12 protein-coding genes are annotated in these 13,719 nt (G+C 73.1%); 5 read left to right on the forward strand and 7 right to left on the reverse strand.

From position 1 onward, the window contains the following. Position 1: 1 nt before the first annotated feature. Both ACQPYX_RS00415 and ACQPYX_RS00420 read right to left on the reverse strand, forming a co-directional pair. Entirely contained in the window at positions 2-826 is an 825-nt protein-coding gene (locus tag ACQPYX_RS00415) for a thioesterase family protein (protein ID WP_433800944.1), read from the reverse strand. Continuing rightward, the gene (locus ACQPYX_RS00420; protein ID WP_433800945.1) at positions 826-1,350 is read right to left on the reverse strand and encodes an antitoxin; all 525 of its coding nucleotides are present in this window, start codon (positions 1,348-1,350) and stop codon (positions 826-828) included. The genes ACQPYX_RS00415 and ACQPYX_RS00420 overlap by 1 nt, the downstream gene beginning before the upstream one ends. A 280-nt stretch (positions 1,351-1,630) precedes the next feature. On the opposite strand from ACQPYX_RS00420, the gene ACQPYX_RS00425 reads away from it, so the two are divergent. Then, positions 1,631-3,130 (forward strand): protein kinase domain-containing protein, encoded by a 1,500-nt coding sequence (locus ACQPYX_RS00425; protein WP_433800946.1) that lies wholly within the window; start codon positions 1,631-1,633, stop codon positions 3,128-3,130. 189 nt (positions 3,131-3,319) lie between these two features. Here the strand turns inward: ACQPYX_RS00425 and ACQPYX_RS00430 are convergent, their stop codons facing one another. Further along, the gene (locus ACQPYX_RS00430; RefSeq protein WP_433800947.1) at positions 3,320-5,722 is read right to left on the reverse strand and encodes a glycoside hydrolase family 65 protein; all 2,403 of its coding nucleotides are present in this window, start codon (positions 5,720-5,722) and stop codon (positions 3,320-3,322) included. Between the two features lie 61 nt (positions 5,723-5,783). Between ACQPYX_RS00430 and ACQPYX_RS00435 the strand changes: the two genes are divergently transcribed. From ACQPYX_RS00435 to ACQPYX_RS00445, 3 genes are all read left to right on the forward strand, one after another. Then, a complete protein-coding gene (locus ACQPYX_RS00435) occupies positions 5,784-6,590 on the forward strand; it encodes an IclR family transcriptional regulator (RefSeq protein WP_433800948.1) in 807 nt (268 codons plus the stop codon). 31 nt (positions 6,591-6,621) lie between these two features. After that, complete coding sequence (locus ACQPYX_RS00440) at positions 6,622-7,749, forward strand: 5-methyltetrahydropteroyltriglutamate--homocysteine S-methyltransferase (RefSeq protein ID WP_433800949.1); 1,128 nt, start codon at positions 6,622-6,624, stop codon at positions 7,747-7,749. Between the two features lie 186 nt (positions 7,750-7,935). Next, positions 7,936-8,916 carry a hypothetical protein gene (locus ACQPYX_RS00445; protein WP_433800950.1) on the forward strand — a complete coding sequence of 327 codons (981 nt, stop codon included), beginning with the start codon at positions 7,936-7,938 and terminating at the stop codon, positions 8,914-8,916. 66 nt (positions 8,917-8,982) lie between these two features. On the opposite strand, the gene ACQPYX_RS00450 is transcribed toward ACQPYX_RS00445, so the two are convergent. The 3 genes from ACQPYX_RS00450 to ACQPYX_RS00460 form a co-directional block, all read right to left on the reverse strand. Further along, complete coding sequence (locus ACQPYX_RS00450; protein WP_433800951.1) at positions 8,983-9,732, reverse strand: metal-sulfur cluster assembly factor; 750 nt, start codon at positions 9,730-9,732, stop codon at positions 8,983-8,985. Then, the gene (locus tag ACQPYX_RS00455) at positions 9,729-10,787 is read right to left on the reverse strand and encodes an amidohydrolase family protein (RefSeq protein WP_433800952.1); all 1,059 of its coding nucleotides are present in this window, start codon (positions 10,785-10,787) and stop codon (positions 9,729-9,731) included. Before ACQPYX_RS00455 ends, ACQPYX_RS00450 begins: the two co-directional genes overlap by 4 nt. 62 nt (positions 10,788-10,849) lie before the next feature. Then, positions 10,850-11,878 carry an NAD(P)-dependent alcohol dehydrogenase gene (locus ACQPYX_RS00460; RefSeq protein ID WP_433800953.1) on the reverse strand — a complete coding sequence of 343 codons (1,029 nt, stop codon included), beginning with the start codon at positions 11,876-11,878 and terminating at the stop codon, positions 10,850-10,852. 204 nt (positions 11,879-12,082) lie between these two features. On the opposite strand from ACQPYX_RS00460, the gene ACQPYX_RS00465 reads away from it, so the two are divergent. Then, positions 12,083-12,793, forward strand: coding sequence for an SDR family oxidoreductase (locus tag ACQPYX_RS00465; protein ID WP_433800954.1), 711 nt, complete (start codon positions 12,083-12,085; stop codon positions 12,791-12,793). Here the strand turns inward: ACQPYX_RS00465 and ACQPYX_RS00470 are convergent. Next, on the reverse strand, positions 12,790-13,716 hold the full coding sequence (locus ACQPYX_RS00470) for a glycine betaine ABC transporter substrate-binding protein (protein ID WP_433800955.1): 927 nt from the start codon (positions 13,714-13,716) through the stop codon (positions 12,790-12,792). The genes ACQPYX_RS00465 and ACQPYX_RS00470 overlap by 4 nt on opposite strands. Between the last annotated feature and the right edge of the window lie 3 nt (positions 13,717-13,719).

Genomic DNA, 13,719 nt, shown 5'->3' on the forward strand with positions numbered 1-13,719 from the left:
GTCAGCGCCGCACGGCGGCGAGCTGGGACGCCTGGCCGACCAGCCGGTCGGTGGTGTCCCAGACCTCGCACCGCTCGTGCATGCGGTCGCCGACCAGGTGGTCGAGCCACTGCGTGACCCGCAGCGGACCCGGGGCGGGCACCGCGTGCACGTGGGCGGTCAGCGACATCGTCGGCGACCAGCCGTCGAGGCCGAGGTCGAAACAGGCCGGCGGCAGGATGTCGAGCGCCACGAGCAGGCCGACCGGGGACCAGGGCTCGCGGGTGTCGAGCTCGGCCCACCCGGTGAGTCGCCCCTCGCCCGTCGGGCGACCCTCGAGGAAGCCCGTACAGGCGGGGTCGAGGCGGGTGTCGACCACCCGCATGATCGGGAGCCCGCCGCGACCGTCGTCGGTGTTCTCCGGCCGGCGCTCGCAGGCCTCGAACGGCGTGACGGTGATCGGCGCGGGGGACACGTCGCCCTCCCGGCCGCTGGGGTCCGGCGTGTCGCCCAGCACCATCGCGGCCTCGACGCAGGGGCGACCGTCCTGGCTCAGCAGCGCCCGGACCTGGCTGGCGCCGCGCCCGCGCCGCAGCACGGTGACCTTCACGTCGGCCGCGCCGGGATCGGGGGCGCGCAGGAAGGTGCCGGTGACGGCCTGCGGGAAGTCGTGGCCGCCCGACGCGTCGTCGGGAAGGAGTTCGTCGACCGCCGCCTGGGCGAGCACGGCCAGCAGGTAGCCGCCGTGCAGCTTCGGGCCGATGCCCCACTGCTCGTCGAGGACGAGCGCACGGCGGCCCGCCTCCCCGGTCGGCGAGGAGGCGACCGCCTTCGCGAGGTCCAGCATCAGACCTGCGGGGGACGCGGGGCGTCGGGGTCGGGCGCCGTGTACGTCGTGCGCGTCCCGTGCGGCGGCGTGGCGGTGCCCAGGTCCTGCGTCGGGGCGTCGCTCGGGCGCGGCGCCTGCGGGGTGGTCGGCGCCTGCGGCGGCGGCGGGCCCTGCGGGGCGGTCGGCGCGGCGAAGCCGTCGGGTCCGGCGGGCGGCGCGGAGGCGGGCGGCGGCGGGGTGGTCGCGCCCCCGGGCGCCGGGTCGCCCGCGGCCGCACCGGGTGCGGTGGGCGTCCCGGTGGCGGCGGGGCCGCCGGGGGTCGAGCTCTGGCTCGCCACCCAGCCGACGCCCTCGTCGACCTTGGCCTGGGCCTTGCCGATCTGGTCGGTGTACTTGCCGCCGGTCTTCTCGTCGACCCAGCGCGCGGCCTTGCCCAGCACGCCCGTGATCGTGTCCTGGTTCTCGGACACCTTCGCGCTCACGGTGTCGCGCAGGTCGGACGCCATCTGCTTGCCCTGGCGGGCCAGCTCGTCGCGGTCCATGGGAGTCCCCATCCGTTCGGGCGGCCGCCGGCTCCGGACGTGTCGGCGACCCGGGCGTCGAGTCTAGCGAGACCGACCGACGGGAACGTTCGGTCACGGATCGGTCACACGCTGGTCATCAACGGGTCGCGAGGGACCCGAGTGACGGGGTGCCGACACCACTCGCGGACGGACACGGCACCATGGGACCCCGGGCGTCCGGCACGACCACCGTGCCCGGACGCGGTCGGTGCCGGGTTCCCGGCCCGGTGGGCGGTGACGACGAGGAGGCACGCGGGCGGTGAGTTCGACGGAGGCGGGACCCCCGTCCACCGTGGGTGCGGGCCGGTACACCCTCGGCGACCTCATCGGTCGGGGCGGCGCCGCGGAGGTCTACCGCGCCCGCGACGAGCTGCTCGGCCGCGACGTCGCCGTGAAGCTCTTCCCGGCCGGCGTCGGGGAGGCCGACGAGTCCCGCCGGCAGCGTGAGGTCCAGACGCTCGCCGGGATGAACCACCCCGGTCTCGTGACGATCTACGACGTCGGCGCCGAGGGCAGCCGGGCGTACTTCGTCATGCAGCTCATCGAGGGGGAGTCCCTCGCCGACCGGATCCGCACCGGTCCGCTGCGCCCCGGCGACGTCGTCGCGCTCGGGGCCGCGCTCGGGGACGCGCTCACCTACGTGCACCGCCACGGCGTCGTGCACCGCGACATCAAGCCCGGCAACGTGCTGCTCGACACCGAGGGCAGGCCCCACCTGTCCGACTTCGGCATCGCGGTCCTGGCCGACGCCACCAACATCACCGCGACCGGCATGGTCATCGGCACCGCGTCGTACCTCTCGCCCGAGCAGGTCCGGGGCCAGCCGGTCGGCCCGGCCTCCGACGTCTACGCGCTCGGTCTCGTGCTCCTCGAGTGCATCACCGCGCGCCGCGAGTACCCCGGCAACGCCCTCGAGGCGGCCGTGGCCCGGCTGCACCGCCCGCCGGACGTGCCCACCGACCTGCCGCCCGCGCTGTACGGGCTGCTGGTGGCGATGACGCGGGACGAGCCCGCCGAGCGGCCGACCACCGAGCAGGTCGTCGGCGAGCTGCGCACGATCTCGCGCGAGGTCGGGATGGACGCGGAGACCGTGCTCGCGCCGTCCCCGACGACCGGCGCCACCTACGCGATGGGTCCCCCGATGGCCCCGCCCGGGACCGGCGCCACGTACGCCATGAACCAGGGCGCGCCCCCCGGGTACGACCCGTACGGCGCCACCCAGCGCGTCGGCACCCCGCCCGGGGGCTACCCGCCCTACGGCTACCCCGGCGCCGACGGCCGCACCGCCGTCGTCGGCCCGGGCACCATGACCGGCGGTCCGTATGCGCCGGAGGAGCAGCGTCGCGGGGGCCGGGGTCCGTTGATCGCGGCCATCGTCGCGGTCCTGCTGGTCGCGGCGGGCGTGGGTGGATACCTGCTGCTGAACAGCGGCTCCACCGAGGTGCCCGCCCCGGCACCGACGTCCATCCCGGCGCCGGTGGAGACCACCACGACGACCACCACCCAGGAGGAGACGACCACCCGTCGCCGCACCACCACGACGGTGCCGCCGACGACCACGGTCGCCCCTCCGCCCGTGACGACGACCGTGGTCCCGCCGCCCGTGACGACCACGACGACGACGACCGCCAACCCGGGTGGCGGAGACACGAACGGCGGCGCCGGCGGGGGCGTGCTGAGCCCTGGCGGCGGCGCGGCCGGTGGCGGCGCCAACCCCGGTGGCTTCACCCGCGGCGACCGGGACGCCACCGGCGGCTGACCCGCCCGGCACGATCGGGACGCGCGGAGCGAAGTGCGCGCTCAGCGAGCACATCGCTCCGCAGAACAGGATCTTGCGGCCGGCCCGGTGCGCGAGTGCGGCGACATGCATCGCAGCTGACGCACGTCGCCGCGGTCGACGGACCGGACCCGACGACAGACCCGGCCCGGAGCCGTCGTCGGGAACGGCCTACTGGTGCATGCGCCGGAAGAGCGGCGCGCGCCCGGCCGGCTGCTCCACGACCCCCGTGGCCGGGGCGTGCGGGAGGTCGAGCGTGACGGGCTCGTCGACGTGGAGGGTGAAGTCCTCGTCGTGGTGGCGGAGGTCGACCGGCTCGGAGGAGGTCGCCGACATCCCGGCGGGCGCGTGGCCGGTCGTCGGCGCCTCGAGCGTGTACGTCGCCTGCCCGTGCCCGATCTCCACGTGCAGCGACCGCTCCCGCCACAGCACCCGGAAGCGCAGCCCGGACACCGCGGAGGGCAGCCGCGGGGCGAACGTCAGCGTCCCGTTGTGCGAGCGCATCCCGCCGAGGCCCTGGATGATCGCCGTCCACGAGCTGGCGGTGGCCGCGAGGTGGATGCCGTCGCGGACGTTGTTCTCCAGATCCGCGAGGTCCATCTGGACCGACTCGCAGAGGTAGTCGTAGGCCAGGTCGAGGTGACCGGTCTCCGCGGCCATGACCGCGAGCGTGCCCGGCGAGAGCGACGAGTCACGGACCGTGATGCGCTCGTAGTAGGCGAAGTTCGCGGCCTTCTGCTCCGGGGTGAACGCGTCCGGGCACTGGACCATGGCGAGCACCAGGTCGGGCTGCTTGACGACCTGCTTGCGGTACAGGTCGAAGTACGGGTAGTTCAGCAGCAGCGGGTAGTTCTCCTCGGGCGTGTCCTCGAAGTTCCAGAACGCGTGCGAGGTGAAGCCCTCCGCCTGCTGGTGCACGCCGAGCTTCTCGTCGTACGGGATGACCATGGCGGACGCGGCGGCCCGCCAGCTCGCGATCTCCTCGCTGTGCACGCCGAGTCGCTCGGCCTCGCGGGGGTGGCGGACGCAGACGTCGGCGGCGCCGCGCAGGTTCCGCTGCGCCATGAGGTTCGTGTAGACGTTGTTGTCCGCGACCGACGAGTACTCGTCGGGGCCGGTGACGCCGTCGATGCGGAAGTTCGACGCCGAGTCGTGGTGGCCCAGCGAGCGCCAGAGCCGGGCGGTGGCCACCAGCAGGTCGACGCCGATCTCGCGCTCGAAGTCGGTGTCGGCGGTGGCCGAGACGTAGCGCAGGACGGCGTCGGCGATGTCGGCGTTCACGTGGAACGCGGCGGTGCCGGCGGGCCAGTAGCCCGAGCACTCCTCACCGCGGATCGTCCGCCACGCGAACGCCGCGCCCTCGAGCCCGAGGGTGGCGGCGTGGGCTGTCGCGATGTCCAGGGTGGAGTGCCGCCACCGCAGGGCGTCCGCCGCGACCCGCGGGTTGGTGTGGACGAAGACCGGGAGGACGAAGGTCTCGCAGTCCCAGAAGCTGTGGCCGTCGTAGCCCTGGCCGGTGAGGCCCTTGGCACCGATCGCGCGCTTCTCCGCCCGCGCCCCGGCCTGCAGCACGTGGAAGAGCGAGAAGCGGATGGCCTGCTGGAGCCGGGGGTCGCCGTCGATCTCGATGTCGGCGCGCGCCCAGAACGCGTCCAGGTACTCCCGCTGGGCGGCGACGAGGCCGTCCCAACCGGTGTAGAGCGACGCGTCGAGCGCGGCCTCGACCTGGTCGACGATCGCGGGCTGGGAGCGGGTGCTCGACCAGCCGTAGGCCAGGTACTTGACGATCCGCAGCGACTGCCCGGGCTTCAGCCGGCAGATCACCGTGGTCCGCCCGACGTTCTTCGAGCAGGAGCTCTCCACCTGCACGTCGTCCGGGCCGAAGACCTGGTGCTCCATCGCGGCGCCGACGCGCAGCTCCGAGCGCTTGGTCTGGTGCGTCATCCGCGCGCCGTAGGTGGAGTGCGAGTTGTGCTCCGGCGCGAGCGGCTTCGTCAGCGCGGCGGCGACGCGGGGGTCACCGGTGATCTCGGGCATCTGCTCGTTCGCGAACAGTTCGGACTGGACCACGAGCAGGGCGTCGCTGCCGGCGTCGTCGGGAATGGAGACCTCGTAGGAGATCGCCGCGACCGCGCGCTGGGAGAAGCTGACGAGCCGCTGCGAGGTGACGTCGACGCGCTGCCCGTTGGGCGAGGTCCACTCGACGTGCCGGGTGAGGATCCCGCTGCGCATGTCGAGGGTGCGCTGGTGGTCGTGGACCTGCCCGTACCGGACGTCGAGCGGCTCGTCGTCGACCAGCAGCCGGATCAGCTTGCCGTTCGGCACGTTGACCAGCGTCTGGTTCTCCTCCGGGAACCCGAACCCGCCCTCGGCGTGCGGCATCGGCCGCGACTCGAAGAAGGAGTTCAGGTACGTCCCGGGCATCCGGTGCGGTTCGCCCTCGTCGAGGTTCCCGCGCATCCCGACGTGGCCGTTGGCCAGCGCGAACAGCGACTCCGTCTGGCCGAGGAGGTCCACGTCGAGCTCGGGCTCGTGCACGGACCAGGGATCGACCGTGAAGACGTTCGAGATCACCCGGGGACTGTAACCATTCCGAACCCCGCTGCGACCTGCCGCTCCGGGGAATGATGGGGCCATGGCGGCTCTCGGCTCCGTGCACCGCGCCCTGCGCGTGCTCGAGGTCGTGGCCGACGCGGGTGACGGGATCACGGCCAAGGCGGTCGCCCGCCGCCTGGAGTACAACCTCTCGACCACCTACCACCTGCTCACCAGCCTGGTGGAGGACGGCTACCTGGTCCGGTTGGAGCCCGCGCGCGGATTCGGGCTCGGCCCGAAACTGCCGGCGCTGCACGACCGGCTGCGCTCCCAGCTGCCGATCCCGCCCGGCCTCGGCGCGACCCTGCGCGAGGCGCACGCCCGGGCCGGGGCCGCGGTGCTCTACGCCGCGTTCCGCGACGCCGACGTCGTCGTCGTGGACGTCGACGACTGCCCCGCCCACCCCGTACCCACGATCTCGGCGTGGCGGGGGGCGCTGCACGCGACCGCCGTCGGGAAGCTGCTGCTCGCCGACCTCTCGCCCGCACGGCTCACCGAGGTCCTCGCCCGCGACGGCCAGCGCCGCCACGCCCACCGCACGATCCTCGACGTCGACGAGCTCGACTGGGAACTCGACCAGGTCCGTCGTCGGGACCTCGCCCTGGACCGCAGCGAGTTCCAGGAGCGGCTGGCGTGCATGGCGGCGCCGGTCCGGCGGCCCCTGCCCGACGGCGGTCGGGGCGAGCTGGTCGGGGCGGTCTCGGTCGCGGTCCCGGTGGTGCCGGCCGGTGGTCCGGGCAGCATCTTCGACCGGCGGGCGCGGATGGAGGACGCGGTCCGGGGCGCGGCGGCGCGGGCCGCGTCGGCGTTCGAGGACGAGATTTCCGTCAGGTGGGACCGGGGCTGATCACACCGCGCCGATGCGGTGAGGTGTTCGCATGTCCGCACGTGACCTCGCTCCGTTCCGCGCCGACCACGTCGGCAGCCTCCTGCGACCGCCGGCCCTGCTCGAGGCCCGGGGCGCGCACGCCGAGGGGCGGCTCGACGACGCCGGACTGCGCGCGGCCGAGGACGAGGCCATCCGCGACGTCGTGGCGATGCAGGAGTCGGTCGGCCTGCAGGCGGCCACCGACGGCGAGTTCCGCCGCTCGTCGTGGCACATGGACTTCCTCTACCAGCTCGACGGGGTGTCCTCCTCGAAGGACTCGTCGGTGGAGGTGGCCTTCCGCAACGCGTCCGGGGACCTGACGTTCGCGGCCATGTCGCTGGTGATCGACCAGCGGATCGGGCTGTCGACGACGATCTTCGGCTCGGCCTTCGAGACGCTCGCCTCCTTCACGACGACCGCCGTCCCGAAGCTGACGATCCCCTCGCCCTCGATGCTGCACTACCGCCTCGGCGGCGCCCCGGTGCACGAGGGCTCGCCCTACTCCGACCCGGACGAGTTCTGGGCCGACCTCGCCGCCGCCTACCGCGACGAGGTCGCCCGGCTCCACGCGGCCGGCGTCCGCTACCTGCAGCTCGACGACACCTCGCTGGCCTACCTGAACGACCCGGCCCAGCGCGAGTCGATGGCCGCCCGCGGCGAGGACGCCGACCACATGCACGAGCGGTACGTCGACACGATCAACCTGGCCCTGCGCGACCGGCCCTCCGACCTGCGCGTCACCACGCACATGTGCCGCGGCAACTACCGCTCCTCCTGGGCGGCCGAGGGCGGCTACGACCATGTCGCCGAGAAGGTCTTCGGCGGGCTCGAGGTCGACGGCTTCTTCTGCGAGTACGACGACGCCCGCTCCGGCGACTTCTCGCCCCTGCGCTACCTGCCGCGCGGCGACCAGCAGGTCGTCCTCGGCCTGGTGACCACCAAGTCCGGCGAGCTGGAGTCGCCCGACGAGCTCAAGCGCCGCATCGAGGAGGCGACGAAGTACGTGCCGCTCGAGCAGCTCTGCCTCTCCCCGCAGTGCGGCTTCTCCTCGACCGTGGAGGGCAACACGCTGTCCTACGACCAGGAGGTGGCCAAGCTGGAGCTGGTCGTCTCGGTCGCGCAGGACGTCTGGGGCTGACCACTCCGCTTTTCGAGCGAACGGCACTTTCGCGCGCATAGATGCTGCGAGAGTGCCGTTCGTTCATGACGGCGGGTACGCAGACGGATCAGTGGCCTGCTCCCTGTCGCTCCACAGCCGCAGGTCGGTCCCCAGAGCGCTGTTCGCGGTTACCGTCTCGGGCGGGCCCGGCCCGACCGTGGCCGCATGCCTCGTCGTAGTCGCGTCGACCCGTTCGACCTCGCCGCTATCGCTCCACTCGCCGTCGCCCGCGTGGCCGACCTCGTCGCGCTCGGCGTGCCGTCGGCCACGATCTCGCAGCGGGTCCGCTCCGGTCGCTGGCGACGCCTGTTCCCCGGGGTGATCCTCCTGCAGAGCGGACCGCCCACCCGTGAGCAGCAGGTCGCGGCGGCGATGCTCTACGCCGGGTCGGAGAGCGTGCTCTCGGGCGTCGAGGCCGCTCGTCGCCACGATCTGAACCGCCTTCCCGACGACGGGTCGATCCACCTGCTCGTTCCCGAGGACCGGCGCCGGCGCTTCGCCTCGAGCGTCCTGATCGAACGCACGCAGCACCTTCCACCGGCCGTGCTGCGCGGTGGGCTCCGGATCGCTCCGGTGGAACGGGCCGTCCTCGACGCCGCCCGCCACTGCTCCGACCGCGATCGGGTGCGAGCGATGCTCGCCGAGGCCGTCCAGCGTCGTAGGACCACCGTCGAGCGGCTGCAGGCCGAACTCCGCACGGGCAACCAACGGGGCTCGGGCCTCGTGCGGGAGGTGCTCGAGGAGATCGCCGAGGGCATCCGGTCGGCCGCCGAGGGCTGGGGCCGCGACCTCCACGCCCGGAGCGGACTCCCACCGATGCTGTGGAACCCGACCCTGCGCCTGCCGGACGGACGCTTCCTCGCCCGCCCCGACGGCTACATCGTCGAGGTCGGCATGGCGTGGGAGCAGGACTCGATGGAGTTCCATCCGGTGGAGGAGGACGACACGGCTCGTCGGCGGGCAGCCATGATCAGCGCCGGTGTCGTGGTCGCCCACCATCGTCCGCGACGCCTCCGGACCGAACCGGCCGTGGTCCTGGAGGAACTGTGGGCCCATTACCGGCTCGCTGCGTCACGGCCTGTGCCCCACCTCATCGTGGTCCCGGCGTCGCAGTCCCTGCCGCCGTTCGCCACCGCCCCGGAATGAACGAACGGCACCCTCGCAACATCTATGTGCGCGAGAGTGCCTTTCGCTCGGAAAGAGAGGGCCGGGTCAGACCCCGTACCGCGCCGCGAGCTGGCCGCGGCAGATGCTGGTGTTGGCGTCCACGCCGACCTGGTAGCTGCGCGCCTTGCGCAGGTGCAGCGGCAGGGCGTCCACCCCGACGGTGCGGCCGGTCGGGTCGACCACCAGCGGGTCGGTGTCCTCGGACGGGATCCCCAGTTCCCGACGACGCGCGCGCAGCCGGCGCAGGTCGTCGGACGGCGGGACCTCGCCCAGGGTCATCGCGGCGACCTGCTCCGGGGTCGCGCCCTGCCGCATGAGCGGCCGGACGACGAGGTCGGTGCCGGCCATCAGGGCCCGCTCGGTGAAGGTGCGCCGCAGCTCGTCGAGCTCGGCGACCGCCTCACCGACCTCCGTGCCCGCCATGGAGGACACGAAGCCCGCCCGGGCGGCCACGCCGGTGTTGATGGCGTCGGAGGCGAAGTGGTCGATCAGGACCACGTCGGCCCGCGAGACCCCCTCGGCCGCCGAGACCACGTCGTGGGCGTCGGCGACCATGAGGAACGCGAAGTTCGGGGCACAGAAGTAGGTGGGCAGGCGCAGCGAGACGTGCGCGACACCGGTGTCCGAGACCTCGACGGACGCGACGAAGTCCAACGAGACCACGTCGGTGTCGAGCTCGGGGTCGCGCACCGCACGCAGCGCCTCCCACACCCGGGCCGTCGTCCCCAGCGAGGACGCAGCCGCGGCGTCGTTGCTGTTGGAGCCGAGGACCCGGGTGTCGGAGAGCACCGTCATGCCTGGGCCACCTCCCGGTTGACCAGCTCCGCGTCGTCCTGCGCGGCCGGCGAGTCACCGGAGAGCTGCAGCTCGGCGGGCACCGGGATGTCGTAGAGCTTGGCGGCGTTGAGGCCGAGGATCTTCTTCTTGCCGTCGACGCCCAGGCGCGGGTAGTCGTCGTAGTCGTGGCCCTCGGGGTAGTCCCAGTCCACGAGGCCCTCGACCTGCCACTTGGGCTCCCAGATGGCGTAGTCGGAGCCGAAGGTCATCTTGTCCTCGCCGACCCAGAACAGCAGCTCGCCCATGACCTTGGCGAAGAAGCGCGGGCGGGCGTGCATGAGGCCGCCGAGCACGACCGAGAGGCCGGCGTAGACGTTGGGCTCCTGCGTCGCCATGAAGCAGAAGTCCTCGATGCGCGGCAGGCCCACGTGCTCGACGATGAAGTTCAGGCCCTGGAACGTGGTGGCGGCCTTGTCGACGTCGGAGACGTCGAAGGCGTCCTTGTCGAGCGGCCAGATCGTCGGGCCCTTGTGGATGTGGATGTTGCGGATCCCGAGCTCCTGCGCGCGCTCCAGGAACTTGTAGCACTCCGGGTCGGAGAGCTTGAAGCCGCGCGAGTCGCCGTTCCACTCCGCGGTGTAGAGCTTCGCGCCGAGCGGCTTCCACTCCTCGACGTTGCGCTCGAACTCGCGCATCCCGGCCTCGCCGTCACGCGGGTCGAAGCGCGTGTTGAGGCGGAACTTGTCGGGGTGGTTGCGCAGCAGCTGACCGTTGCGCTCGGTGGTGTTGAAGCCCTCCGTGTACCACTCCTTGAGGTACGTCGGCTGCGCGATGGCGACGTCGACGTGGCCGTCCTCGAAGAGATCCTTCATGAGGTCGGCCTCGGAGTACTTCTGGAAGTGCTCGATCGACCAGTGGGTCTCGGCCGGGCCGAGGGACTGGTACGCGTGGAAGCACTCGATCCAACCCTTGGCGTACTGCTCGGCGCCCGGCACCCAGTTCTCCGGGGACGCGTCCCAGTAGTGCATGTGGGAGTCGACGACGAAGTACTTCTCGCCGTTCTTCTCGTACATGGGATTCCTCCTTCGGGCATGGCGGGACCACGCCCATGTGGTGGTGGTGGAGAGCCGAAGGACTAGGGGACGAGGATCGCCCGGCCGCGGACCTTGCCCGCGTCGAGGTCGTGCAGGGCGTCCAGGGCCTGGTCGAGGCGGTACTGGACGGTGTGCAGGGTGACCTTCCCGGCCTGCGCGAGGACCATCAGTTCCGCGAGGTCGTTGTAGGTCCCGACGATGTTGCCGATGACGTTCTTCTCGCCGGCGACGAAGTCCAGCGTCGGCGCGCGGAACTCGCCGCCGTAGCCGAGCACGAAGCAGTAGCCCGCGGGTCCGGTCATCGCCCAGGCGTCGAGCTCGGCGCCCTGCTCGGCGACGAAGTCGAACACCACGGTGGCGCCGCCGCCGGTGAGGTCCTGCACGGCCTGCACGTGGTTGCCGTCCGCGACGACGGTCTCGTCGGCACCGATGGTCTTCGCGAGCTCGAGCGCCGCCGGGTTCTTGTCGACGACGATGATCTTCGTCGCGGTGAGCGCCGCGAGCGACTGGATGCCGATGTGGCCGAGCCCGCCCGCGCCCTGCACGACGGCGGTGGTGCCCGGGTAGAGGTAGGGCACGGCCTTGCGCACGGCGTGGTAGGCGGTGATCCCGGCGTCGGCCAGCGCCGCGACGTCCGCCGGGTTCGTCGAGGGGTCGAGCTTGACGCAGGCCCGGGCGGTGGTCCGCAGGTACTCGGCCATCCCGCCGTCGTTGTCGGACAGGCCGGGGAAGAACGCGTCGCCGGTGCACTGCATGTCGCGGCCGGCGCGGCACGCCAGGCAGAGCCCGCACGAGGGCTGCGGGTGGAGGATCACGGTGTCCCCCACGGCCACGTTGGTCACCGCGTCGCCGACCTCGGCGACCCACCCCGCGTTCTCGTGGCCGATGACGTACGGGAGTGCCGGGTTCTGGATGTCCTTCCAGTCCCCGTTGATGATGTGCAGGTCGGTACGGCACACCCCGGCCCCGCCGACCTTGACGATGACGTCGAGCGGGCCCTGGAGCTTCGGCTCGGCGATGTCGTCGAGCGACGGGTCCTGCTGGTACGAGTGCACCCGCACGGCCTTCACGGCAGAGTCCTCCAAGCGACGGTGGTGGGAGGCGCGGCGGAGACCGGAAACCCGTCGGTGGTGTGGGCTCCGTCGCTCCTCGCGCAGCGGCCTCCATCACACGAGAGGTTTCGGTTGTGTGCAAGAGCGGGGATTCCACCGATAGCCGAAACGAACGAATCGGACATTGGCGTGACCGGGCGGCCCTCCGGGTAGGCCGACGCCATGCGCGTCGTGATCGCCGGAGGCCACGGGAAGATCGCCCTGCTGCTCGCCGAGCAGCTCACCGAGCGGGGTGACACCGCGGTCGCCCTGATCCGCAACCCGGACCATGCCGACGAGGTCCGGGCGGCCGGCGCCGAGCCGGTGCAGGTCGACCTGGAGGCCGTCACCGCCGACGAGCTCGCGAAGGACCTCACCGGCGCGGACGCGGTCGTGTTCGCCGCGGGGGCCGGCCCGAACAGCGGGGCCGAGCGCAAACGCACGGTGGACCGGGACGCTGCCCTGCTGGTCGCCGACGCCGCGGCGCGGGCCGGGGTGCGGCGCTACCTGCAGGTCTCCTCGATGGGCGCCGCGAACCCGCCGTCGGAGGCCGAGGACGACTCGGTGTGGGGCGCGTACCTGCGGGCCAAGGGGGAAGCGGAGCAGGGCGTCCGCGACCGCGACGACCTGGACGTCACGATCCTGCGACCCGGTGTGCTCACCGACGGGCCCGCCACCGGGCGCGTCCGGCTGGCCGAGGAGCCGGTCGGGCACGAGGAGGTGACCCGCGCCGACGTGGCGGCCACGCTCATCGCCCTGCTCGAGGCGCCGGCCACCGTCGGACGGACCCTCGAGCTGATCAACGGCACCGAGCCGCTCGGGACCGCGGTCGACGACCTCGGCGGCGCCACCGGCCCGTCGGTGCACGGCGACGACGGCCTGCCCGCGAGCTAACCCGCGGCGATCAGGCCCTGCGCGATCAGCCAGCGCCGGGCCACGTCCCGGGGGTCGCGGCCGTCGACCTCGACCTCCCGCACCATCCCGCGCATCGCCGGCCCGTCCAGCCGCGTCGTGATCTCCCCGAGGAGGTCGGCGAGGGCGGGACGACCGGCGAGGACGCCCGCGCGCAGCATCGGGGCGTACCCGCGGGAGCCGGGTGGGCCGTCGTCGAGCACCCGCCGGTCGTCGTCGCGCACGGCCAGGCCGAGCGCCGGGACGCGGCCCGACGATCCGGGGACGAGGCCGGCCGCGCACCGGCCGGTCGCCACGTCCGCGAGCACCGCGTTCACGTCCGGCACGACGACGGGCGGGGCGAGACCGTAGGCCGCGCTCAGCGCGGCCGTGCCCGGTGCCGTCGTGGTACCCGGGACGGAGCCCGGCGCGGCACAGGGTGCGGTGCCGGCGAGCGCCCCGATCGGTCCGGGCCCGCGGGCGACGACGACGTCGGTGTCGGTGAACGCGGTCGGCGGCAGCCAGACGATCCCGCGGGCGGCGTCCGCGGCGCGGATCGCGGGGAGGTCGGGGGCGGGGACGACCGGGTCACCGGTCGGGTCCGGCACGCCGTCCGGGCCGAGCGTGCGGAGCGAGGCCCACCCGGTGTCGACGTCGGTCAGCTCCGCCGGGGCGTGCACGTCGACCCCGCCGTCCTTGCCGCACTCGTCGGCGGCCTCGCCGGAGGCGGCCTGCACTCCGGCGATCGTGAGCTGGCACAGCAGCCGCAGCTCGGTGGTGGGTCCGCCGCCGACGACGTAGCTGCCACCCCGCAGGTCGTGCCGGGCCAGCAGCCCGCCGTCCGCGTCGGGCGAGCGCAGCGGGGTGTTGCCGCAACCCGCCGTCAGGAACGCGACCAGGAGGGCGAGGACGACGAGGGCTCGCACCCG

The sequence above is a fragment of the Actinomycetospora sp. CA-084318 genome (genome assembly GCF_050955885.1).
Classification (GTDB): Bacteria; Actinomycetota; Actinomycetes; order Mycobacteriales; family Pseudonocardiaceae; genus Actinomycetospora.

Bases quoted from the DNA above. Each gene is read 5' to 3' on its own strand.
- ACQPYX_RS00415 (WP_433800944.1), bottom strand. From the start codon at position 826: ATGCTGGACCTCGCGAAGGCGGTCGCCTCCTCGCCGACCGGGGAGGCG.
- ACQPYX_RS00420 (WP_433800945.1), bottom strand. From the start codon at position 1,350: ATGGACCGCGACGAGCTGGCCCGCCAGGGCAAGCAGATGGCGTCCGAC.
- ACQPYX_RS00435 (WP_433800948.1), top strand. From the start codon at position 5,784: ATGGCGGCTCTCGGCTCCGTGCACCGCGCCCTGCGCGTGCTCGAGGTC.
- ACQPYX_RS00440 (WP_433800949.1), top strand. From the start codon at position 6,622: ATGTCCGCACGTGACCTCGCTCCGTTCCGCGCCGACCACGTCGGCAGC.
- ACQPYX_RS00445 (WP_433800950.1), top strand. From the start codon at position 7,936: ATGCCTCGTCGTAGTCGCGTCGACCCGTTCGACCTCGCCGCTATCGCT.
- ACQPYX_RS00450 (WP_433800951.1), bottom strand. From the start codon at position 9,732: ATGACGGTGCTCTCCGACACCCGGGTCCTCGGCTCCAACAGCAACGAC.
- ACQPYX_RS00455 (WP_433800952.1), bottom strand. From the start codon at position 10,787: ATGTACGAGAAGAACGGCGAGAAGTACTTCGTCGTCGACTCCCACATG.
- ACQPYX_RS00465 (WP_433800954.1), top strand. From the start codon at position 12,083: ATGCGCGTCGTGATCGCCGGAGGCCACGGGAAGATCGCCCTGCTGCTC.